Here is a 23,325-nt window from a genome sequence, read left to right as displayed (position 1 = left end):
TGGCTACATCGCGACGGGACCGTGGACGGCCGTGAACAGGCCTTCCGGGTCGAAGTAGAGTCCGGCGCAGCGCAAGATGGCAGCCGGATCGACGGCATCGACCAGTTCGACCAGTTCGCTCACGGGCAGGAAGCGACCGTAATAGATCTCATCCTTGGCCGCGCGGATCATCTGGTTCGTGACGCCCTCCAGGGAGAAGACGAGTTGCGACTTGATCTGGGCCCGGTTGCTGTCGAGTTCCTCGACCGACACGCCGCCGCCGAGCAGGCGCTGGTACTCAGTCCTGACCAGCGCCTCCAGCTTGTCCCGCTTCTCGGGGGAGCACGAGCCCGCGCAGCTCACGAGACCGACTTCCCGTCCCATGTCCGTGTAGTTGTAGATCGAATACGCCAGCCCTTCGCGCTCGCGCACGGACTGGAAGATCCGGCTCGACAACCCTCCCCCTAGGATGTTGCACAACATGCCGAGCGGGATCCGGTCGGGATGACGGTAGTGCACCCCCAGGTTGCCGATCTCGAAGTAACACTGCTGGAGCGGACTCGGGATGTCCAGCCTCCGGTCGTGCAACCGGACGTCGGCCATCACCTCGCTGACCGCTGCATAGGCGGCATCTTGCACGACGGGCCGGGAAGACGAAGGCCGGTCTTCCGGCAGGGAGGCGGGCCCGAAATGCTCGAGCACGCAGCGGCGCATGTCCTCGCTGATGTTGCCGGCGACCGAGATGACCAGGTTCGGTCCCGTGAACAGCGCCGCGTGCTCGCGGCGCAGGAGCTCGGCGTCGAAGCTGCACACCGTCTCGCGCGAGCCCAGGATGGGACGGCTGCGGGGGTGGTCGCCGTAGAGACGCGCCACGAAGGCGTCGTTCAGCAGGTCCTCGGGATTGTCGCGTGCCTCCTGGATCTCAGCACAGACCACCTCCTGCTCCAGCAGGATCAGTTCCTCGTCGAAAGCCGGGTGCAGCAACATATCGGCGAGGGCCGCGCTGGCCTCGCCGAAGTATTCGGGCAGCACGTTGATGATGAAGGCGACGTGATCCTTGGTGGTAAAGGCGTCGACAGAGGCTCCGATGCCATCGAAGAGACAGGCGATTTCGAAGGCGCTGCGCGTGAGCGAACCCTTGAAGACCATGTGCTCCAGGAAGTGGACCAGGCCGCCGAGGCCGACCGGCTCGTCCTGGGTGCCTCGCCGCAGCCAGACGCCGAGGGCGACGGAATGAGCTGACGACACCGGGACGGTCAGGACGACCGCCCCGTTGTCCAGCACTTCACGCCTCGGCGGTGTCTCGTGCGTGTAGGAGCCGAGGTTCATGTCTCGGAACCGCCTGCTAGCGCCGGCGCCGGGGCGGGCGCCGGTCGCCGCCGCGGTCTTGTCCGCCACGGCCGCCGCGGCCGCTGTTGGCTGGCTGGGCTTCCATACCCTCGGGCACGGGCAGCAGGGCCTTGCGGCTCAGACGCACCTTGCCGGTGCGGCCGTCCACCTCGACGAGCTTGACCTCCACATTCTCGTTGAGGGTCAGCACGTCCTCGACGTTGCCGACGCGGAAATGCTCGAGTTCGGAGATGTGGAGCAGGCCCTCCTTGCCGGGCAGGTACTCCACGAAGGCGCCGAAGTCGACGATCGAGACCACGCGGCCGGTGTAGACCGCGCCGATCTCGGGTTCGGTCATCATCAGGCGGATGCGGGCGATGCACTCGTCGCCCTTGGCCTGGTCCGGCGCGGAGACGAAGACCATGCCCTCGTCATTGATCTCGATGTTGGTCTCGGTCTCCTCCTGGAGCTTCTTGATGACCTTGCCGCCCGGGCCGATGAGTTCGCCGATCTTCTTGGGCGGGATCTGGATGGTGACGATCTTCGGGGCATACGCGCACAGCTCCGGCGCCGGCTCCGAGATGACCGCGTCCATCACGTCCAGGATGTGGTTGCGGGCGTTGCGCGCGTCGGCCAGGGCCCGGGTCATGATCTCGCGGGTGATGCCGCCGATCTTGGTGTCCATCTGGAAGGCCGTTATGCCGTCGCGGGTGCCGGTCACCTTGAAGTCCATGTCGCCGAGATGGTCCTCGACGCCCAGGATGTCCGTCAGCACGGCGACGTCGTCGCCCTCCTTGATCAGGCCCATGGCCACGCCAGCCACGGACTTCGTGATGGGCACGCCGGCCTGCAGCAGGGCCAGGCAGCCGGAGCAGACCGTGGCCATGGAGCTCGACCCGTTGGACTCGAGGATGTCCGAGACGATGCGGATCGTGTAGGGGAAGTCCTCGTGCGTGGGCAGCACCGGCTTGATGGCGCGCTCGCCGAGCTTGCCGTGGCCGATCTCGCGGCGGCCGGTGCCGCTGTAGCGCCCGGTCTCGCCGACGCTGAAGGGCGGGAAGTTGTAGTGGAGGTAGTAGTTGTTCCACCACTCCCCTTCCAGGGCGTCGATCTTCTGCTCGTCCATCTTGGTGCCCAGGGTCACGGTGCCCAGCGACTGGGTCTCGCCGCGTGTGAACAGCGCCGAACCGTGGGCGCGGGGCAGCACGCCCAGGTCGATGGTGATGGGCCGCACGGTGGTGAGATCGCGGCCGTCCGCGCGCACGCCTTCCTTGACGACCATGGCGCGCATGATCTGCTTCTCCAGCTTGGCGAAAGCGGCGAGGGCGACCGGATCGGGGGTGCCGTTCTCGTCGGCGAACTGCTCGCCGACCTTCTGCTGGAGGGCCGCCAAAGCGTCCTGCCGCTCCAGCTTGGCTGCGGTGCGCACGGCGGCTTCGAGCTCTGCGCTCGCGAAATCCCTCACGGCCGCGAATTTGGCCTCGTCCAGCTGCGGCACCGCAATGGCGAACTTCTCCTTGGCGCCGGCCTTGGCGACCAGCTCGCGCTGCATGGCGTTCAGCTTGCGTATCCAGCCGTGGGCGAAATCGATGGCGTCGAGCAGGGTGTCCTCGTTGATCTCCAGGCAGGAGCCCTCGATCATGCAGATGATATCGTCGGTGCCGGCGACGACCAAGTCCATGTTCGACTCGGACAGCTGGTCGAAGGACGGGTTGACGACGAGTTCGCCTTCCGTCTCGGCCACGCGCACACCGGACACGTACTCCGTGAACGGGATGTCGGAGAGGTTCAGGGCGCAGGAGGCGCCGGTGATGCTGAGCACGTCCGCGTGGTAGTCGTCGTCGGAGCTGACGATGAACGACACCACGTCCGTCGCGTGGCGGTAACCATCGGGGAACATGGGACGCAGGGGCCTGTCGATCAGACGGCAGGAGAGCGTCTCGCGCTCGCTGGGACGCGCTTCGCGCTTGAAGAAGCCGCCCGGGATCTTGCCGGCGGCGTAGGTCTTGTTGCGGTACTCGACGAACAGGGGCAGGAAATCCCTGTCGCTGGGCTGCTTGTCCGCGGTCGCCGTCACCAGGGCCCGCGTGTCGCCCATGCCGACGAACACGGAGCCGCCGGCCTGACGGGCCATCCGGCCCGTCTCGAGGGAGAATTCGGTCCCGTTCATTTCCAGTGTGACTGTGTGTACGTTCATCTCCGTTTACTTCCTTCCTCAGCTTTCAACTGCAGCTTTTTCTGTCTTTCCACTCTTCCCTGCTGTACATCGGTCTCCGGCCGGGCCTCGGCGCCCAAACGCGGAGATGCCGCGGACGTTCACCACGCCGCGGCCTTGCTCACGGAAACCACTCTCCACGCGTTTGATCTCGAGCGAATCCAAAGCGCGCCCCCGCGGTCTCAACCGCGGATGCCGAGTTCCTTGATGAGGGAGCGATAGCTGTCGAGATCCTTCTTCTTCAGGTAATTGAGCAGCCGCTTGCGCTGGCCGACCATCTTCAAGAGACCGCGGCGGGAATGGTAGTCCTTCTTGTGGGTCTTGAAATGATCGGTCAGATGCGTGATGCGGGCGGTCAGCAGCGCGATCTGCACCTCCGGCGAACCGGAGTCGCTGTCGTGCTTCCTGAACGACGCAATTACCTGGTCTTTCTGTTCTTTCGTAAATGCCATCGTCGAGAACCTCCTTCAGACTTCGACGTCACGATGGCCGCAGGTTGACGCCCTGCCGACGGAACTTGTCTCGGTTCGCCGTCGGCGGGACACGGTCGCCTCTCGGCTCGTCAACCCGCTATGTTCGTCGGGTATTATAAAAACGCAGGGCAATGAGCCCCGCCCCCCCGACGCGCCCTGCAATATAGACGACGCGAGCGCACCTGGCAAGCGGGATATGCGATTGCCATCGGCCCGCTCGGGCCCGACTTGAGAGATCGCGTTCGTCGAGATATGCCCGGATCTTTCATTTTCAATGCCGACAACCTCTTACGCCAGATACTTTGACCATCTGGCGAAGCCCGGGCGCTCAGACGTCCAGCACGCCCCGCTCGACCAGGTCCGCGACGATCTGCGCGACGCAGTGGTCCACGTCGTGGGCGTCGGTTTCGACCACGATCTCGGGATGGAGCGGCTCCTCGTACGGGGCGCTGATGCCCGTGAACTCCTTGATCTCCCCGGCGCGGGCCTTCTTGTACAGGCCCTTGGGATCGCGGTTCTCGCACTCCTCCAGGGCGCATTTGGTGTAGATCTCGATGAAATCCCCGTCCTCGACCAGCTCGCGGTTGACATCGCGGTCGGTACGGTACGGCGAGATGAAGGCCGTCAGCACGATGACACCAGCGTCCAGCATCAGCTTGGCCACCTCGCCGATGCGGCGGATGTTCTCGGTGCGGTCGTCGGGGCTGAAGCCCAGATCGCGGTTCAGGGCGAAGCGTATGTTGTCGCCGTCCAGGATGTAGGTCTGACAACCCCGTGCGAAGAGGGCCTTCTCCACACAGTGCGAGAGCGTGGACTTGCCCGAGCCGGACAGCCCGGTGAACCAGAGGATCGCGCTGCGATGCCCGTTGCGCTCGGCGCGCTCGGTGCGCTTGATGGCGGAATGGGTCCAGGTGATGTTGCGGCTTTTCGGTGAGGTCATCGTCTTCCTCTCTGGTGCGGCGCGAGCCGCCGGCTCGAAGGACGCGAAACCAGGCTGCGGGATCAGGGCAGCAGTTCGGCCTCGCGGAACGGTACGGCGCGCCTGTCCTTCTCCGACAGGACTGCGTTCGCTGGCAGCGGCCAGTCGATGGCCAGATCCGGATCGTCCCAGCAGATGCTGCGCTCGTGTTCGGGAGCGTAGTAGTCCGTCGTCTTGTACAGGACATCGGCCGTCTCCGAGAGGGCCATGAAGGCGTGGGCGAATCCGGCGGGGATCCAGCATAGCCGCTTGTTCGCCTCGGAGAGCAAGACGCCCGTCCAGCGTCCGCAGGTGGGAGAACTGCGGCGCAGGTCCAGCGCCACGTCGTAGATCTCCCCGCGCACCACGCGGACCAGCTTGCCCTGGACCGATTCGACCTGGTAATGCAAGCCCCGGACCACGCCGTGATTCGAACACGAGTGATTGTCCTGCACGAAAACCGTCTCCAGCCCGGTGGCTTCCCGCCAGGCGCGGACGTTGAAGCTCTCCAGGAAGAAACCCCGTTCGTCCTGGAAGACATTGGGCTCGATCACCAGGACATCCGGTATATCTGTCTTTGTTATCTTCACTTACAGTCCTTCCGCGAGAACTCGCACGAGGTATTCACGGTAAGACGATAGCGGCGTGTCCTCGATCAGGGCGGCGAGCTGGTCGTCGTCGATGAAGCCGCGGATGTAGGCCACTTCCTCCAGGCAGGCTATCTTCAGGCCCTGACGGGCTTCCAGGGCGCCAATGAACTGGCTCGCCTCGAGCAGGCTGGTATGGGTGCCCGTATCGAGCCAGGCGATGCCGCGCCCCAGCTTCTCGACCGTCAGTTCGCCCCGCTCCAGGTACGCGGTGTTCAGGTCGCTGATCTCCAGCTCGCCCCGGGCGGAGGGTTTCAGGGCCTTGGCGTACTCCACCACGTGCTCGTCGTAGAGGTAGAGTCCCGGCACGGCGTAGCGCGAGCGCGGGTGCGCGGGCTTTTCCTCGATGCCGAGCACGCGCCCGTCCGTGTCGAATTCGATCACGCCGTAACGCTGCGGATCGTTCACGGGATACCCGAACACGCGCGCGCCGCCTTCAAATTCGGCGATGATGCGGTCCAGGCGCATCCGGCCATAGAAGATGTTGTCGCCCAGGATCAGGCAGACGCTCTCGCCGGCCAGGAACGCCTCGCCGATCAGGAAGGCCTGGGCGATGCCCCGCGGCTCGGGCTGGACGGCATAGGTGATCCTCATGCCCCACCTGCTTCCGTCACCGAGCAGGGTCTCGAAGCGCGGCGTGTCCTCGGGCGTGGAGATGATCAGGACATCGCGGATGCCGCCCAGCATCAGGGTAGAGAGCGGGTAGTAGACGAGGGGCTTGTCGTAGACGGGCTGCAGCTGCTTGGAGGCCACCTTGGTCAATGGGTAGAGGCGCGTGCCGGCTCCTCCCGCCAACACGATGCCCTTCTTCATGCCAGCCATACCGTTCCTTTCCGGTCACGCTCGAGGCGCTCGCAATGCCTTGCGCACGGCCTGTTCGTCGATACGCAGCTGTTCGCGCAGCGCATCCACGGTGGCAAAAGTCCGCTCGTCCCGCAAGCGGGCGATCCATTCGATCTTGAGACTGCGTTCACGAATATAGCCGCTGAAATCCAGGATGTGAACCTCAAGACGCGGCGCCGGCAGACCACCTTCATGAACCGTCGGCGCGCGCCCGTGGTTGAGCATGCCCGCGTAGACTCCCCTGGCCGTGCCTGGCGCGCCGAGTGGATCCCCCCACCTGTCCACCTCCGGCAACTCGCCCCGCGCGCTCTCGAGCAGGCCGGGACGATCCTCGGCGGTGATCACGTCGGCAGGCAGGTGGACACGCACAGCGTATACACCGGGCGCCGGCAGCATCTTGGCTGAGTCCAGAGGATCGATGTTCGCGGTCGGGTAGCCCAGGCCGGCGCCCTTCCCGGATCCGTAACCCACCTCGCCCCACAGGCTGTAGGGCCGACCCAGCATGGCGCCGGCCCGCGCCACGTCGCCCGAGCGCAGCAGCGCCCGTATCGCCGAACTGCTGATGACGCTGCCGTCGGGCAGGGAAACCGCCTCCACGACGGTGAAGCCATAGCCCAGCTCCCGGCCCAGGGCGGCCAGGGTCCCGGCGTTCCCGCCGCGGTCGGAGCCGAGATGCACGTCGTGCCCGCCGACCATGTGGCGCATGCCCAGAAAACCGACCAGGAACCGCCCGACGAATTCCTGGTAGGTGAGACGCGCCAGAGCGGGACAGAAATCCGCCGCCACGACGGCGTCGACGGGCGCCTCCCGCAGCAAGCTCAGCTTCTCGCGCCAGGATGTGAGCAGCTGCGGCCGGTCGGCATCGAGGACACGGCGAGGATGGTCCCTGAACGTGAAGAGACAGCTGTGCGAAAGGCCCGCCGCATGCCTGGCCTCCGCGGCGGCGGCGATCAGGGCCCGGTGGCCGAGATGCAAGCCGTCGAACGAGCCCAGCGCGAGCGAGCAGTCGGTCAAGGCGGGCGCGGGCCAGGACTCCAGCCCCTCCAGGATGCGGGTGATGTAGCGGCTGCTCAAACGTATCAGTCGCAAGATCCTCGATCCCTTTCACTCTCACCGGGCTGCGGAGGAAAGACCGCGGCGATGCGGGGCGGCACCGGTCCCCCGTTCGCCCCGTCGCTCGGGTGCGCCAACTCTCCGACGGCCACCAGGTCGCCGGCCGCGTCGACCATCCGGAAAAACTCCCCCATCCCCGACGGCCAGGCGACGGGAGGTTCCGGCAGACGCGCCAGCCACGCGGTCTCCGGCTGGATGCCCTGGCGCAGGGCCGCGGCCTCGGCGGCCGTGACGGCCAGCGCCGGCATCTCTGGCAACGCCACGACAGCGGGACGCAGCGCGCCGGCCAAGGCCTCGGCATCGTGCATTCTAGCGGCGCCGAGCGCTTCCGCAACCTCGAAAGGGCCGATCGCCGTGCGACGCAGCTCGAACACGTGGCCCACCGTACCGAGGGCCGCGGCGATGTCGCGGGCCAGCGAGCGGATGTAGGTGCCGCTGGCGCAGTGCACCGAAAGGTCCACGTCGCAGACCTCCCCGTGCCGTGCGGCGCGTCTTCGCGCCTCGCCACAGACCCCGATGTCATGGATACGCACCGGCCTGCCGGCCAGCTCCGGCACGTCCCCGCCGCCACGCGCGAGTGCGTACATGGGCCGGCCACCCCGCTTCAAAGCCGAGATGACCGGCGGCACCTGCTGGGACTCGCCGCGGAACGCGTCGAGGGCGGCAGCGACGTCGGCCGCGCAATAATCGGCCCCGCCGGTGGCCACTTCCTCGCCGTCGGCGTCCAGCGTGTCGGTGGACACGCCGAGCCTCAAGGTGAAGCGATAGCGCTTGTCATGTCCCAGGAGGAAACGGGACAACCTGGTCTCGGGGCCGCAGAGTATCAAGAGGAGGCCGGTGGCTAGAGGATCGAGCGTGCCGGCGTGTCCGCAGCGAAAGCGTCCGGCGCCGCGACGGCGGGTGCCCGGAGCGAGGACGCGGCGCACCGTCTCGACGACGCCGTGCGAGGAAACGCCCCGCGGCTTGTCGATCAGCAGGAAGCCCCTGTGCGGCGCAGCCATACCGTTCCCCCGCGGTCAATCGACCCGGACTAGGTCAGTTGTTCGGACAGGGCTGCCACCAGGTCGTTGGTGATCTCGTAGGGATCCCCGGCGATGGTGCATCCAGCGGCCAGGACGTGCCCGCCCCCGTCGTACCGGGCAGCCAGACGCTGCACGTCGCCGCCGTCGGTGGCGCGCAGCGAGATGCGCCACAGGCCGTCGTCGCGCTCCTTGAGGAAGACGACGAAGCGGACGCCGGCCGTGCCCGAGGCCAGGCCGATGATGCCCTCGGTGTCGGACATGGAGGTGCCCGTCTCGGACATCATGCGCTTGTCGGCCCGCAGGGTGAGGATGCGACCCCGACCGTGGAACTCGAAGGTGGCCATCACGAGCTTCAGGAGCTCCGTGGCCGGTCGCGATCTCTGGTGGAGCATCTGCTCCGCCACGACGGCCGTGTCCACGCCGGCGGAGGCGAGGCGCCCGGCGGCCTCGAAGGTCAGGGGCAGCACGTTGGGAAAACGGAAGCCGCCGGTATCCGCGTAGAGCCCCGCGTAGATGTTCGTCGCCATGTCCGTGGTCATCTCGAAGGGGTCGGCACCCGGGACATCGCCGGACGCCAGCGCCTCGACGACACGCAGGACCAGCAGGCTGGCCGCACTCGCGAGGGGTTCGATCCATCCCTGCAGCGGGGCCGATCCGTCCGCGATCATGTGGTGATCGATGCACCAGACCTCCCCGATGCTATTGAGCCGGGGAGCCAGGTCCTCCCCCGCGCGGCTCAGGTGATGGCAATCGCACATGAGCAGGAGATCGGGAGGTGCGTCGAGCAGCAGCTCGGCGGCCCTTGCGGCGGGAACGGTGTCTCCGTAGCCCGGCAAGCTCGCGAAACCGTAAGGCGGGTCGGGATACGTGAAGACGACGGCTTCCTTGCCCGACGCCTGCAGGGCCTCTGCCAGGGCCAGCGCGGAGCCCATGCTGTCGGGATCGGGATTCCAGTGGGGGACGATCCAGCAGCGCCGTCCGGCACCGAGGGCCCGCAGGAGATCGGCCGGCGGCTCCAGCGAACCCAGCGTCCGCTTGCGGTTGCGCATCGCCTCGTCCTCGAATTCCCCCCGGGCCGACAACTCGGCCAGGATGTTGTCCACGCCCATGCCCCGGTCTGCCGAGTCGTCGTAGACGAAACGCAGGTCCGGCGTATGACGCAGACGCAGGATGTCGCTAAGCCTGCCCTGGAGGAAACCGCGCGCCTTCTTGAGGCCGGCGAGGGTGTCCCGGCGGTCTTCGTCGCCGCCTATCACCGAGAAGAGGACCTCGGCCACCGTCTGGTCGCGGTTCAACTCCACGCGCAAGATGGACACGAAGCCCACGCGGGGATCCTTGACATCGGTCGTGATCAGCTCGGCGAGCACCTTGCGTATGGCGGCGCCCTGTCTCTGCAGCTTGTACGGGTCCATGGCCGATCAGAGCTCCAAGCGCTTCTCTTCCTCGATCCGGTAGGTCTCGATGATGTCGCCGTCCTGGAGATCGTGGAAATTCTCCAGGCCGATACCGCATTCGTAGCCCGCCTGGACCTCCTTCGCATCTTCCTTGAAGCGCTTGAGCGAATTGATCCGGCCTTCGAAGATCATCACCTCGTCACGCACGAGCCGCACCAGCGAATTGCGGATGATCGTGCCCTCGATGACGTAGGATCCGGCCACGGAACCGAGCTTGGGTATGCGGAAAACCTGGCGCACCTCGGCGGAGCCGGTGCTGACCTCGCGCTTGACGGCGTCGAGCAGGCCGGCCATGGCCTTCTTCATGGTATCGACCACTTCGTAGATGATGTCGAAGTTCTCGATGGTGACGTGCTGGCTCGCGGCGAAGTCCATGATCGCCGCGCCCGGACGCATGTGGAAGCCCACGATCATGGCGCCCGTGTTGGAAGCCAGCAGGACGTCGGACTCGTTGATGGCGCCGACGCCCTTGTGGACGATCTTCACCTGGACTTCCTCGGTGTTGAGCTGCAGCAGGGAGTCGCAGATGGCCTCCACGGAGCCCGCCACGTCGCCCTTGACGATCAGGGGCAACTCCTTGATGTCCTTGTCCGCCACAAGTTCGGCGAGATTGTCCAGCGTGATCGTCCTCTGGGGGGCCGAGAACTGCTGCACGCGCTGCAGCTGGCGTCGCTTGGCCGCGATGTCGCGCACCTCGCGCTCGGAACCGAGAACGTGCAGGCGGTCTCCTGCGAGCGGGACGTCGCTGGCGCCCAGCACCACTGCCGGTTCGCCGGGACAGACCTTCTCGATGGGGTCGCCGCGTTCGTCCAGCAGGGCGCGGACCTTGCCATCCTGCAGTCCCACCAGGAAATTGTCGCCCACGCGGAGCGTACCCTGCTCTACCAGCACCGTGAAGATCACGCCGCGCCCGGGTTCCTTGGATGCCTCGACCACCGTGCCGAGCGCCGGTCCCTGGCTCGAGGCCTGCAACTCCAGGACCTCGGACTGGAGATGTACCAGTTCGAGCAGCTTGTCGATTCTCGTGCCCTTCTTCGCCGAGATCTCGGCGCTGAGCACCTCGCCGCCGAACTCCTCGACCACGATCGCGTGATTGAGCAGGTCCTGCTTGACGAGATCGGGACGCGCACCGGGCAGATCGATCTTGTTCACGGCCACGATGATGGGAACGCCGGCCGACTTGGCGTGATTGATGGCCTCTATGGTCTGGGGCATGATCCGGTCGTCGGCCGCGACCACGAGGATCACGATATCGGTCACCTGGGCGCCGCGCGCACGCATGGCGCTGAAGGCTTCGTGGCCCGGCGTATCCAGGAAGGTGATCGGACCGCCCGGTGTCATCACGCGGTAGGCGCCGATGTGCTGGGTGATGCCCCCCGCCTCGCCGGCGATCACGTTCGTCTTGCGGATGTAGTCCAGCAGCGAGGTCTTGCCGTGGTCCACGTGGCCCATGACCGTCACCACCGGCGCCCTGTGCTCCAGCTCGCCCACGTCGACTGCCTCGCGCGCGAGCTCGTCCTCGCCGAACTCGGACAGGAACTCGACTTCCTTCTCGAATTCCTCGGCCAACAATTCTATCTGGTCCTTGTCCAGCCTCTGGTTCATGGTCGCCATCAAGCCGATGCCGAAGAGCTTGGTGATGAGGTCGCGGGGCGGAACCTCGAATTTCTCCGCCAGCTCCTGCACCGTGATGTACTCCGTCACGCAGAGCATGTGCTGCGCCACGCCGAGGCCTTCACCGTCGTCCGCCTTCTTGTGCTTGCGCTTGCCGCCCTTGGCGCCGCCCATCTGGGCCAGGGTCTGCTTCACGCTCTGGGCGACGGCGACCTCGTCGACCTTCTTCTTGTTGCGCCGGCGCTTGCGAGCCGTGTCCGGCTGCTGGACGCGCATTTCCTGCCGTTTCTGCATGGCAGCCTGCACGGACTCGCGCACCGAGTCCTTGACCTCGGAACCGATGCGTCCCTTCCTGCCGGTCAGGTCGCGCCGTACTTCTCCCCAGCTCCAGGTCTGCTCCGGTTGCGGGGCCTTGTCCTTCTTGGCCGGCCGGCCGGCGGGCTGCTCCTTGCCGGTGGTCGTTGTCACCACGCCCTCGCCCATGCGAATGATCTTGGCGGTGCGCCGCGGTCGCTTTTTGACGGGCTTGCGCTTTTCGGCTGCGGGCCCGGCGGCTTGTCGGGCCGTCTCCTCGGACCCTGCGGCCCCTTCCTCGTCCCCGCTCGCCTTGGCTTCGCCCCGCTCTGCGGGGGCTGTGCCGGCTTCGGCCGCGGGCGTCTCGGCCTCGGCGGCCTCCTCGGCGGCCTTGGCCTCGGCTTCCGCCTCGGCCCTGGAAGCCTCCACGTCGGCCTTCTTGATGATGCGCGTCCCGCGCACGGGCGCCTTGGCCGCGACCTGCGGGACGGTCTCGCCGACGTCGTCGGTCTGGGGCGGCGCCTTCTTCTTGGCGACGGTCTTCTTCTTGGCCACCTTCTTCTTCGTGGCAGTGGTCTTCTTGGCCGCCTTTTTCTTCGCGACCCTCTTCTTCGCCGTCTTCTTCTGGGTCGGCTTCTTCTTGGCCGCCTTCTGCTCCTTCTCTGGCTCTTCCGGCGGCTGCGGCATCTCGAGGGGCATGAAGCTGGCGACGTGCTTCAGCTTCTCCGGATCCAGGTTGTGGGCCTTGGCGTAGTTGACGCGCATCAACTCGCGCTTGTGCTGGAAGGTGGCGTGGACGCGGACGATGATGTCGTCTTCCACCACGCTCATGTGGCTCTTGGCCTCGGCGTGCATGTCGCGCATCATCTTGAGTATGGTCGGGCTTTCCACGCCGTAATGCTTGGCGAGTTCGTAAACCCTGAGCTTCCTGACCAAGGCGATCAACCTCCATCCGCGCCGAACGCGTTCAAATACCCGATTCGCGGCCACAAGGCGCCGGCCGGTCACTTCCCGTCGGACGGTCGCCGTCGCGCTCCCCGTGCCTTGCGGGGACGCTTGCCGCTCTTGCCGCTGCCCAGCCCCCGCAGGAAATCCGGGTCGGCCAGTGCCACGACGATCAGTTCCTTGCGCCCCAGGGCCGGTGCCAGCTCGTCACGGGTCAGGCGGTCGGTCCAGAATTCCCGCACCGGCCGCAAGCGCAGTATCTTGTCTCGCTGGCCGGGACTCGCGTCAGTGGCCACGATCACCAGCGGCCGCCGTCCCCTCGCCACCAGCTGCGCCACCGCGTCGAATCCGCACGCCACGCGACCGGCCCTGTGCGCCAACCCCAGCAGCTTCAGCAAAGTGCTCTTGTCGACACCGGCTCCACCCGTCATGTCGCCGCCACTCCCGCATCGCGCGGTGATTCCGGAGTTGTCGTTCAGACCTTCGGCTCCTCGTCCGCCGGCTCCTCCTCGCTGACGGTAACGGTCGACGCCTCATCCTCGCCGGCGGGAGCGGCCGATGCTGCGTCAGCGCCGGCATCCTCCTCGGCGGCCGCGTCTTCCTCGGACTCGATCGCGTTGAGCCTGCTGTCGAAATCCAGGAAGGCATCCTTGGCCTGCTCTTCCTCGCCGGCCGCCGCGCCCGTCTCGGCATCCGCCTCCGCATCTACGGATTCGTCGCCGAGCAGACTCTCGTCGAAGAGCGGCTTCTCCTCGGCTTCGGCCTTGGCCACTTCCTCCGCGACGGTGGTCTCGATGATGCGATCGAGCTCCTCCATGGTCACGATAGCGGTGTCCTGCAGGGATTCCGCCGTCTTGGGACCGATGCCCGGGATCGCGAGCAGAGTCTCGGTGGGAACGAGGGCGAGTTCCCGGATGGAATGGATGCCGGCCTCGCGCAGCAGGCCCGCCAGCCTCTCGGTCACGCCGTTCATCTCCTCGAGCTCCATGGAGACCTCCGACTTGATCCGCTGACGGATGTGGTATTCGCGCGAGGAGACCAGATCTATCTTCCATTCGGTGAGCTTGGCCGCCAGCCGGACGTTCTTGCCCTCCTTGCCGATCGCCTTGGACAGCTGATCCTCGTTGACCACTACCGTGGCTTCATGCGTGGCCTCGTTGAGGATGATGTTACTGACCTCGGCGGGACTGAGCGCCCGGCTGATCAGCAACGAGGTCTCGGAGCTCCAGGGCACGATGTCTATGCGTTCGCCGGACAGTTCCCGCGTGACGGCCTGCACGCGGCTGCCCTTCATGCCGACACAGGAGCCGACGGCGTCCACGCGGTCGTCGTTGGAGACCACGGCGATCTTCGACCGCGAGCCCGGTTCCCGCGCCACCGCCTTGATCTCGACGATGCCTTCCTGGATCTCCGGCACTTCCTGTTCGAAGAGCAGCTTCAGGAAACCGGGGTGGCTGCGCGACAGAATGATCTGCGGACCCTTGGCGTTGTCGAGGGCTTCGATGACGAGGCAGCGGATGGACGCGCCCTGTCGTTGCTTTTCGCCGCGGATCTGTTCGCGCCAGGGCAGCAGGGCCTCCACGCGCCCGAGATTGACCAGGACGTTTCCGCGATCCACCTGCTGCACGGTGCCGGTGATGATCTCGCCCACGCGGTCCCTGTAGGTGTCGAAGATCTGCGAGCGCTCGGCTTCCCTGACCTTCTGGACCAGGATCTGCTTCGCGACCAGGATCGCATTGCGCCCGAAATCCTCTAGCGGCAGGTCCCAGCGCAACTCGTCGCCGATCTGGACCTGGCTGCCGAACTCGGCGCGGGCCTCCTCTATGGTCATCTCGGCGTCCTCGTCCTCGATCTCCTCGACCACGGTCTTGACCAGCTCGACGGACATGGCGCCTGTGGTCTCGTCCACGCGCGCATCGATGATCGACTCGGCGCCCAGCTTCTTGCGGGCGGCGGACTGCAGACCAGCCACGAGCGACTCGATGACGATAGACCGGTCCACGTTCTTTTCCCTCGTGATCATGGCGAGGGCGTCGAGGACGTTGTAGTCCATGGCTTCAATCTCCCCAGACGCCGAGGCCTAGCTCTTGCGCGGCCGGCGTCTCTGCTCACGGCGCTGTTCGCGCGCCTGTTTCTTGTCTTGCTTGCGACGGCGCCGGTCGGCATTGATCAGCGCCTGCACATCGAAGTCCGGGTCGAGGTTGGCCTCGCGTATCTCGTCCATCTTCAGGTGCAGGACCTTCGCGTCCGTCTCGGCGCCGGATTGTTCGGCCGCGGCGGCGGGTTCCAGGACGAGCTCCGTGTCGCCGGCCTCGAGCAGCCTGCCCTTGAGCGAACGCGCTCCCTTGGCGGCGAAGACCTTCAGGATGACGTCCTGGCCGACGGCGCCCCGGAAATGGGCGGGTGTCCGCAAGGGGCGTCTCACGCCGGGTGACGTCACCTCGATCAGGTAGGCGTCCGCCACCAGATCCGTTTCCTCCAGCAGCATGCCCACCGTGCGGGAGGCGCGGGCGCAATCGTCAGCCGAGACGCCGTTCTCGGTATCCAGGTAGACGCGCAGCGTGAGCCGGCCGCCTCCCTGGTAGATGCGCACGTCCAGCAGTTCGAAGCCGAGTTCGGCGAGCGGATCCTCGAGCAGACCGATGACTCTGGCTGACAACTCGTAACGGTTCACGGTCGAGTCACCTTCCCGACATCGCCAGGTTTCACCACGTCATGGGCACATACGAAAAGAAGTGGACTTGCGCCCACTCCAAAAACCACGCCGCGTGGCGCACTCCTGAAGCGACACAATAGTAACTGCACCCGACAGGGTGTAGCAAGGAAAAAACGACGGGTCGGCGCGTCCGGCAGGTTAATGATCCAGGGGGCGATACGCGATATCCGCCAGCAAGCGACCCACCTGCTCCAGGCTGGCGGGGGCGCAGACGGCGGGTATGTCGCCGGTCGTGTGCCACTGTGGAAAATCGAAATCGATCAGGTCCACGGCCCGCAGACCGCACTGGATGAAGGGAACGTGGTCGTCGTAGACGTTCCGGCCGGGTTCAGGACGAAAGGCGGTCAGGCCCAGCTCGAAGGCCCTGTGGAATATTGCCTCCAGCCAGTCCCCCGCGGCGCGCCAGGACATCGGTTCGTACGGAATGTCGAGGCCCCGCTCGCCCACCATGTCGATCACGATGAGGCCTTCCGGGCGCGGTCCGGCCAGGGGGGAGCCGAAGTCGTCCCAGCGCTCGGCGAGATGTTGCGAGCCCAGGCAATAACTCGACAGGTTGCCCTGCAGGCCGGAGTCCTCACCGTCGAAGAAGATCAGGGCTACCGGCCGCGACGGAGGCACGGCGGCGAACAACTCCGCCAGGTGCAGCAGGACGGCCACGCCGCTGGCGCCGTCGTTGGCGCCGATCAGCGGCAGGGCCGCCTGGGCGGGGTCAGGCTCCAGATCGCAATGGGGGCGCGTGTCGTAGTGGGCGCCCAGCCAGAGGGGTGGGCCGTCACCGTCCCCGCAGGTGACAACCAGATTGCAGAGGTGCAGCGCGCCGCCGCCCCCGGGATCGGCACGGTCGAAACAAAGGCTGGCAAAGCCCAGTCCCAGGGAATCCGCGTGAGACTCGATCGACAGCCGCAAGGCCTGGTGCCCGGGGGAACCGGGCAGGCGGGGCCCCATGTCGCACTGCATCTCGAGCAAGGCCATGGCCCGCTCGCCGGAGAAGGCGTCATCCGCCCGGTCCCGGCGCGCCGCCGCCCCGGTGGCCAGGATAAACGCCGCCAGGATCATCCACGCCGTGAAAGACTTGCTAGAATACAAATGTCGCCTCCATACCGAGACCGAAGCTGCTGGTCACGCTGTCCGTCTCGTCGACCTTGTTTCGGCTGAAACTCAGGCGTAACGCACCGGAGAGGTTGCGCGTTATCTGGTAGCTGAAACGCGGGTTGACGCCGATGCGCGAGGTGCCGATCTCCGTGTCCGGCTTGCCCGAGGAATCGGTGCTGGGATTCCAGCGCCGCGTCGAGCTCTTGTTGTACGAGATGTCCACGTCCATGTTCACGGTCGGCTGCACGCCCGGACGATACAGCCCGAGGCGGGCCAGCAGACCCTCGGCGCGGAAGGTATGGCGGACCTGCAGATTGACGTTGAAGCGGTCCGAGATCTCCTGGGCGCCGGCGGTCTTGTTGCGGTCCACGCCCAGGGCGGTGTTGAGGGACAGGGTCAGGCCGTTCTGCAGCGTCATGTTCAAACGCGGCGAGATCGTCCGGTTCTCGCGTGGATTGTAACTGACCGCGGTGTACGAGGGTACGCTCCGCGAGTACTTGTAGTTCAACTGCAGGCCTGCCGATCTGAAGAGTCCGTCCCCGCCCCCCATGATCCCCAGCTTCTCGAGGCCCACCACCGACAAGTTCACGTCCGGCCAGTCCTGTGCGTAGGACCAGCCGTGCGTGCCCACGCTGATGATCTCGCTGCGGCTCTTGTTGAACTTCAGATCGACCGACATCATCCGCGAGAGCTTGGCCGTGGTCGACATGGTCAGGTTCTGGGTGCTGCGCGTGTTGTAGACCACGTAGAGCGAATCCGGCTCGTCGATGGTCTGGGCGAAACCGAGTTTGTACCAGAACGGCGCCGAGTTCTGGAAGCGTCCGTATCCGCTGGATCTCTTCCTGGTATAATTGAACTGGATGGGTTCGAGATCGCGCAGGACCGACAGCAGGGGGCTGAAGGGATTGGGGATCGCGAAACCGCCGCCGTCGGGCGAGCCGCCTTCAGTCTCACTCTCGACCTCGGCGACCTCCCCGCCGCCTTCGCCGCCTTCCCCCTGCCGGCGCTGCCGGTGCTCTTCGTCATCCCGGTCCCGCTGCAGGTTCTGCTCGATCAACAGCTCGTCGATGATCGCCTGGCGCTCCGCGGGCGTGAGCGTCGGATCATCGAGACGGGGATCGTCGAATTCCTCCGCTGCGGCGTCACCCGCGCCGGTGGCGCCCTGCCGGCGCCTCAGCTTCTCCTCTTCCCTGAGCCGCATCTCCCGCTCGCGATCGGACAGACCGGTCTTCGCGGGGAATAGCTTCCTGAAGGTCTCGTTGATGGGTACGGACGCCCTGAAGGTCCAGTCGCCGGAGTTCTGCAGGTTCTTCGTCCCCGGCGGATCCCCCTCCTGCATGACGTTCCGCGAGTGATCGTCCGTGAACGAACTCTGATAATCCAGCGAGGGCCGGGTCTTCTTCAGGGACGTGAAGGCCTTGTTGAGGGGCATGAAGACCCAGGTCTTGGGCAGGCCCAGGGTGTTGGGCGTGGAGAAGCGGATCTGGAACTGATGGCTGTAGACCGTCTCGGTGCCCACGTTGATTCCCAGCACCTCCCGCGGACGGAACATGTCGCGGTCGGAGCGGACCGTCAGGTTCACGTCCGCGATGGGCAACGGCTTGTGGGCGATGGTGCCCTTGAGGTTGCCGCTGCGCGTCCTGTTGACGGGCCGGTCGACGTAATCGCCCTCGAGGACGTTGTAGTTGGCGACGTGCTGGGTCGAGCCGCTGAAACTGCCGCTGAAGGACATCTTCGAGGGCATCAGCGAGATGCTCTTGACGACGGGCACCACGTTCAGCAGAGGGAGGTCGCCCAGCTGGTGCCTGCTCTTGAAATTGAGATCGTAGGAGACCGACCCCTGCCAGTTCTCCCCGTTCAGCCGCGTCAACGGCGTGTCGTTCTCGTTGCGCGAACCGCTCAGCGAGATTGACCAGGGATCCACCAGAAAACGCAGCAGGGAGAACTTGGAGGGCGCGTGGAAGAGCCGTATCGAGAAGTTCTCGCGCTGATCCCTGGAAGATCGCTCGTGACGCAGTTGCTCGTCGATGATCTCGATGTCGCTGTTGGTCAGGTACTTCGGGCGCTTGATACCTTGCTGCTTGCCGAAGCTCAGCGGCATGCGGAAGCCCAGCATGGGTACGAAATCATCGAGCTTGAAGCTGGAACTGAAATTCCAGTCCTCGTTGGTGTAGCCCTGGCCGGTGGACTGGTTCAGCCCGTGGAATTCGGCGTCCCGGCGCGCCCAGTCGAAATCGACCTTGATCACATCGGCCATGCTGACGCTGAGGGCGACCCGCTCGGCGTGACCGATATCCCGCTTGACCTCTCGCAGGCGCACGTCGTTGAAGTAGAAGTATCCGCTGGCGGGCGTGGTCCGATCGGTGTTCCGGACACCGAGGTACAGGCGCTTGACGCGACGCAGGTCGGGCGCCCCCACCACCCTCACCTCGTAGAGCCGGTCTACCAGGGCGTCGGCCACCTCCGTCTCGATCCAGCCGCCGAGGGGATCGCGCGGCGCCAGCTTGGCGTTGCTGAGCTCGGCCAGGTCGAGCGTGATCTCGCGCCAGCCCGTCCGGGCCCCGGCGCTGTCGTCGAAGCGGTAATTGACCTCGTAGAAGTTCAGCGTGTCCGCGCCCACCCGGTAGAAGACCTCCATGTCCGCCTGCTCGAAGCGCGGGTTGTAGACGTAGAAGACCAGGCGGCCGTATTGCGTGAAATCCTCGCCTCGGGTCGACACCAGACGGCTGGCGCGTACCAGGTGCTGATGGTCCAGGTTCTGGTAGTCGACGACCAGCGAGGTCTCCTTCTCGGCGATCTTGTTCTCCATGTGCAGCGAGAAGGGGGGGGTGTAGTCGGGATTCTCCTTGTTGTTGACCTCGCCGATGAAGAAGACGTCGCCGGCGGGCAGGTCCGCATCCGTGAGCAGCAGCTCCTCTGGCGCCTCGGGGACCGGCACCTTCCGGATGCCCTCGCGTTCCCAGCGGCTGCCCAGGAACTTGATCTCGGAGAACTGGAGATTGCGGGACGTCTGCCCCGGCTGCGGGTCGTCGTCCTCGAACCAGATGCGCATGTGCGTGACCGAGCCGAGATAGGGCGTCGTGCCGCCGGGAGGCACGACGTGCAGCGCATCGTTCAAGCGGATGCGGTACTTCCGCCAGGCCAGGTGGTTGGCGATGTTGTCGTCCACCTCGCTGGCCGGGAAGTCGCGCAGCACATCCACCAGGGCGGAGTCGGCCAGGTCCACGCTGATGGTGAAGAACCCGTTCTGCCGGTCAAAGGTGGTGTTGCCGTTGAGGTCCTCGGAGTCCTCGCGGTTGTTCAGCCGGGTGCCGTTGATGTGGGGAAACGGATCGGAACTGCTGTTGTATTCCGCGCTGTATTGGTCGTCGGTCGGGTCGTTGCCGAGGCCCACGTCCTCGTCGATGGTCCAGAGGCCGTTGGGCGTGCCGTCGAGGATCCCGTCCTCCCGCTGGAAGGTGCCCGTCTGCAGGGAGCCGCCCGCCAGCTTCGGCCAGTAGAAGTCCTCGCTGATGTAGCCGAAGTCGAAGTGCAGCGTGCCGGTGCGTTCGCTGCCCAGCTCCTCGTGGCGGTAATCGTTGACCCAGAACTCGAGGAACTGCGTCTTGGTCAGGTCCACGCCGGCGCTGCCGAGCCCGCGCATCACGCCGCTCCAGTTGTCCGCCGTCCACGTCTCGCCCTCGCTGGACATGAAGATCTGCAGGACCTGCTGTGCCTCCCGGGCCTCCGCCTCCTTGAGATCCGGGTTCAGGTAGCGCCGCAGGGTGTTGTCCTTGGGCAGGAACCAGCGGGTCTCGAGCCGGTGATCGGGGTCGTAGTCGTGGTCCAGGAGATGGGCGTTCTCCGGATAGCGTGGATCGGTGGGATCCAGCTGCAGGCCCTGTCCATGCACCGGGGCGCTGGCGGCGGACCACGAGAGCCGGCTGACCGGCATCAGATCGGAGGAGTCGATCCCCTCGTAGTCCTCCACGAACACCTCGTCGAAGGTGTTGGGATTGGGAATGCTGACGGCGTATTCGCCGTTGACCCGGACCGTGCTCTCCCGGTCGCTGTCGTGGCGGCTGAGCAGATTGGCGAAGCCCGTCAAGACCTGCGGTCTGAACATGAACTGGCCGTTGACGTTTCCCACGAGGGTCCGGCTGGGTTCCTCGCCGAGCTTGGCCTTGTGGCCGACCACCTGATTGCTCTCGTACAGCCAGGTCGTCGACATCCTGCTGTTCTGGCCCAGGGCATAGCTGAGGTTGAACCCGAGCAGGCTGCTGTTGCCGCCGCCCAGAAAAGGCGCGTACTGGTAGTTCACGCCGATCTGCGAGTCCGGCGAGATGTTGGCCGCCGCGTCACCCTTGAGGGTGACCTCGCCGAAGGTGTATTCGATGTCGTAGTCGGTGCCGCGGGTCAGGGTCCGCCCGTCCAGGGTGACCGTCTCGGATCCCTCCTCGATGTTCGACACGCCGAGGTTGAACGAGCTGGACGCAGCCGCATGGCTGGCCACCAGGCGGTACTGGGTGTAGTTCGACAGGTTGTTGGGGTTCGTCTGCCAGTCGTAGATCTCGGGTATGAGGTTGCTGGATAATTGCGACGTCGCGAAGTCGAAGGCCGAGGAATCCGCGTAGGCCTCGTAGACCGCCTGTGGCGCGTTGAAGGGCTCGGGGAAGTCCAGGGGGAACTTGAGCAGTCCCCGCACATAGTCGAAGATGACAGTCCGGTGCTTGTCGACCAGGCCGTCTGATCCTGCGTTGGACTGCTGGTCCTCGCGGTCCAGGCCGAAGATCCGGAACCAGTCCAGGCGGCTGCCGACGCCGTCGGCCGTCAGGTCCTGATTGGGAAAATCGGTGAAGGTGTTGAGCTCGATGCGCAGATCGAAGGTCGAAGCGTCGATGTTGGTGCCGCCCAGCGGGTAGATGTTGCGCAGCACGTACTGCCAGGTGAATCGGTCCGCGATCTGCGGCTTGAGCAGCTTCATCTTGTAGTAGAGCTCGCCGTCGATATCCACGCGCTGGCCCTCGTCCTCGCCGGGCTTGTCGCCCACGCGCCAGCGCGTGCCGTCGGCGTGGGCCACGTCGTAGGTCACCGCCAGCAGGCCGCGCACGTCCTGCTCGTTCAGCAGATCGATGGCCACCAGGTTCTCGTCCTGGTCGATGAGGATCTCGAAGGGGACCGGACGCCACAGCTCGCCATACTGCAACCCGTCCGGGTTGGTCACCAGCGCGTCCTGGATGTACGCCTCGTCCCAGCGACCGGTCGTGTCGGGAATCGCGACGATGTTGCGGATGTCGCCGGTCTGCTGCAGGCCCGCGCCGATGAACCGGTAGACCTGGACCGAATTGCGATTGATCGTCTCGACGCTGCTGTTGCGGCCCGGGTTGTCCGGATAGTCGTGAGCGACAAGGTCGTCCTGGGGCAGGTCGAGCCGGAAGAAGCGGTTGTTGAGATAGCGGTAGGCCTCGATGATGTGCTCGCCGACCGAGCCGCCCTGGGAGTTGAATGACTTGGACGCCGATTCGGCCTTCTGCTTGCTGGCCACCACCGTGAACTCGGTGGAACCGACCTGGCCCTCGGTCTTGATGCCGAAGAGCCCCGACTTGTTGGAGCTGTAGCCCAGCAGCTGGCTGCCCGGCAACGTGAGACCCACGTCTCCGGTCTCGATGGACTGGATGACGTCGTCCTCGCCGCCCTCGAAGGTCAGCCGGATCTTCGTCGCGTCGGGTCCGATCACATCGCTGTTGTGATCCACTTCCAGCTTGATCTTCTCGCCGATCTGCCCCGACAGGTTGATCTGCAGTTGCTGCTCCATGTCGAGGGTCGGGAACCAGCTCTGGTTCTGCCGCCGCTCGGTGGCCGTGAACCGGTTGGAGCGGGACGTCTCGCCGGAGATCGAAATGCGTTCGCGACCGGAGATGCGTATGCTGGTCTTCTCCCCGCGCCCGATGATCTTTTCCAGGGTGCGGGGGATCTTGATGGGGATGGTCAGGTTGATCAGGCCGTCGTCGTCGCGGCGGATGCCGCCTTCGCCGTAGGCGTTGAGCTGCATGAGGCGGTTGCGAACGTTGCACACCGCCAGCTTGCGCGCGAACGCGTTGTCGATGTCATCCACGAACAGGTCGATCTCGACGGCGTCCACGTTGCGCGGCGGGTAGTAGATGAAGCCGCCGGGCAACGTCTGCGGGGACTGGAACAGAAAGTGGTAGGCGGGGTATCTGAACACGGTTTCCAGCCCGTAGTAGCTCGCGGGCTCGACCACCGTGATCATGCGCTTCAGGTCCACCCCGGCCCTCTTGAGGGACAGATGCCACATGCGCTTGTCGTAATCCGGGAGACCCTCCCCGTCCACGGGGTCCGGACCTTGCTCCAGGATCCGCTCCCGGACGATGAGACGGTCCACGCCCAGCAGGCGCGCGTCGCGGGTACCGTTGATCAGGGGATCGATTCCCGGCAGGATCGGGCCGCCGTAATCCGGATCGGCGCAGGCGGGAGCGGCCGACAGCAGTGCGATCAACAGCAGGGGCGCGGGCAACAGCCGGCAATACCACGAGTCCTTGCTGCTGATGCGGCTGCCCATCGGGTCGCGTCTCTCCCGTGCGTACGGTACGGCCGGATGAGACCGGCCCCTTTCAATTATTGTCCTGGCGCT

At 65.7% G+C, this 23,325-nt stretch carries 15 protein-coding genes; all 15 read right to left on the bottom strand.

The features are described from left to right. Nucleotides 1–3 precede the first annotated feature (3 nt). Nucleotides 4–1,308: an insulinase family protein gene (locus KJ554_10740; GenBank protein ID MBU0742812.1), complete on the bottom strand. Its 1,305-nt coding sequence runs from the start codon at nt 1,306–1,308 to the stop codon at nt 4–6. Nucleotides 1,309–1,324: 16 nt separating this feature from the next. After that, nucleotides 1,325–3,505, bottom strand: coding sequence for a polyribonucleotide nucleotidyltransferase (locus KJ554_10735; GenBank protein MBU0742811.1), 2,181 nt, complete (start codon nt 3,503–3,505; stop codon nt 1,325–1,327). Nucleotides 3,506–3,705: 200 nt separating this feature from the next. After that, nucleotides 3,706–3,975 carry a 30S ribosomal protein S15 gene (rpsO, locus tag KJ554_10730; protein MBU0742810.1) on the bottom strand — a complete coding sequence of 90 codons (270 nt, stop codon included), beginning with the start codon at nt 3,973–3,975 and terminating at the stop codon, nt 3,706–3,708. Nucleotides 3,976–4,324: 349 nt separating this feature from the next. Beyond that, nucleotides 4,325–4,936, bottom strand: a complete 612-nt coding sequence (gene cysC / locus KJ554_10725; GenBank protein ID MBU0742809.1) for an adenylyl-sulfate kinase — start codon at nt 4,934–4,936, stop codon at nt 4,325–4,327. 62 nt (nt 4,937–4,998) lie between these two features. Further along, nucleotides 4,999–5,544 (bottom strand): dTDP-4-dehydrorhamnose 3,5-epimerase, encoded by a 546-nt coding sequence (gene rfbC / locus KJ554_10720; protein MBU0742808.1) that lies wholly within the window; start codon nt 5,542–5,544, stop codon nt 4,999–5,001. Beyond that, complete coding sequence (gene rfbA / locus KJ554_10715) at nt 5,545–6,423, bottom strand: glucose-1-phosphate thymidylyltransferase RfbA (protein ID MBU0742807.1); 879 nt, start codon at nt 6,421–6,423, stop codon at nt 5,545–5,547. Nucleotides 6,424–6,438: 15 nt separating this feature from the next. Beyond that, entirely contained in the window at nt 6,439–7,533 is a 1,095-nt protein-coding gene (locus tag KJ554_10710; protein ID MBU0742806.1) for a hypothetical protein, read from the bottom strand. Beyond that, nucleotides 7,524–8,558 (bottom strand): tRNA pseudouridine(55) synthase TruB, encoded by a 1,035-nt coding sequence (gene truB / locus KJ554_10705; protein ID MBU0742805.1) that lies wholly within the window; start codon nt 8,556–8,558, stop codon nt 7,524–7,526. Before truB ends, KJ554_10710 begins: the two co-directional genes overlap by 10 nt. Before the next feature lie 29 nt (nt 8,559–8,587). Beyond that, nucleotides 8,588–9,991 carry a 30S ribosome-binding factor RbfA gene (rbfA, locus tag KJ554_10700; protein MBU0742804.1) on the bottom strand — a complete coding sequence of 468 codons (1,404 nt, stop codon included), beginning with the start codon at nt 9,989–9,991 and terminating at the stop codon, nt 8,588–8,590. 6 nt (nt 9,992–9,997) lie between these two features. Further along, nucleotides 9,998–12,877, bottom strand: a complete 2,880-nt coding sequence (infB, locus tag KJ554_10695) for a translation initiation factor IF-2 (GenBank protein ID MBU0742803.1) — start codon at nt 12,875–12,877, stop codon at nt 9,998–10,000. A 68-nt stretch (nt 12,878–12,945) separates the two neighbouring features. Beyond that, nucleotides 12,946–13,317, bottom strand: a complete 372-nt coding sequence (locus tag KJ554_10690; protein ID MBU0742802.1) for a ribosomal L7Ae/L30e/S12e/Gadd45 family protein — start codon at nt 13,315–13,317, stop codon at nt 12,946–12,948. Between the two features lie 44 nt (nt 13,318–13,361). Next, nucleotides 13,362–14,939 (bottom strand): transcription termination factor NusA, encoded by a 1,578-nt coding sequence (gene nusA, locus KJ554_10685; GenBank protein ID MBU0742801.1) that lies wholly within the window; start codon nt 14,937–14,939, stop codon nt 13,362–13,364. A gap of 27 nt (nt 14,940–14,966) precedes the next feature. Continuing rightward, on the bottom strand, nt 14,967–15,560 hold the full coding sequence (locus KJ554_10680) for a ribosome maturation factor RimP (GenBank protein ID MBU0742800.1): 594 nt from the start codon (nt 15,558–15,560) through the stop codon (nt 14,967–14,969). A 180-nt stretch (nt 15,561–15,740) separates the two neighbouring features. Further along, on the bottom strand, nt 15,741–16,688 hold the full coding sequence (locus KJ554_10675; GenBank protein MBU0742799.1) for a M28 family peptidase: 948 nt from the start codon (nt 16,686–16,688) through the stop codon (nt 15,741–15,743). After that, complete coding sequence (locus KJ554_10670; GenBank protein MBU0742798.1) at nt 16,678–23,253, bottom strand: hypothetical protein; 6,576 nt, start codon at nt 23,251–23,253, stop codon at nt 16,678–16,680. The genes KJ554_10675 and KJ554_10670 overlap by 11 nt, the downstream gene beginning before the upstream one ends. Nucleotides 23,254–23,325: the final 72 nt, after the last annotated feature.

The organism is bacterium (assembly GCA_018814885.1).
Classification (GTDB): Bacteria; Krumholzibacteriota; Krumholzibacteriia; order LZORAL124-64-63; family LZORAL124-64-63; genus JAHIYU01.
The sequence above is the reverse complement of the archived record's forward strand: the minus strand, read 5'-3'. Positions and strand labels throughout refer to the sequence as shown.

What these genes read in the sequence shown, in the direction of transcription:
- rbfA (MBU0742804.1), bottom strand. Translation starts at nt 9,991, where the DNA reads ATGGACCCGTACAAGCTGCAGAGACAGGGCGCCGCCATACGCAAGGTG.
- rpsO (MBU0742810.1), bottom strand. Translation starts at nt 3,975, where the DNA reads ATGGCATTTACGAAAGAACAGAAAGACCAGGTAATTGCGTCGTTCAGG.
- KJ554_10690 (MBU0742802.1), bottom strand. Translation starts at nt 13,317, where the DNA reads ATGACGGGTGGAGCCGGTGTCGACAAGAGCACTTTGCTGAAGCTGCTG.
- rfbA (MBU0742807.1), bottom strand. Translation starts at nt 6,423, where the DNA reads ATGGCTGGCATGAAGAAGGGCATCGTGTTGGCGGGAGGAGCCGGCACG.
- cysC (MBU0742809.1), bottom strand. Translation starts at nt 4,936, where the DNA reads ATGACCTCACCGAAAAGCCGCAACATCACCTGGACCCATTCCGCCATC.
- KJ554_10740 (MBU0742812.1), bottom strand. Translation starts at nt 1,308, where the DNA reads ATGAACCTCGGCTCCTACACGCACGAGACACCGCCGAGGCGTGAAGTG.
- KJ554_10670 (MBU0742798.1), bottom strand. Translation starts at nt 23,253, where the DNA reads ATGGGCAGCCGCATCAGCAGCAAGGACTCGTGGTATTGCCGGCTGTTG.
- KJ554_10735 (MBU0742811.1), bottom strand. Translation starts at nt 3,505, where the DNA reads ATGAACGTACACACAGTCACACTGGAAATGAACGGGACCGAATTCTCC.
- nusA (MBU0742801.1), bottom strand. Translation starts at nt 14,939, where the DNA reads ATGGACTACAACGTCCTCGACGCCCTCGCCATGATCACGAGGGAAAAG.
- truB (MBU0742805.1), bottom strand. Translation starts at nt 8,558, where the DNA reads ATGGCTGCGCCGCACAGGGGCTTCCTGCTGATCGACAAGCCGCGGGGC.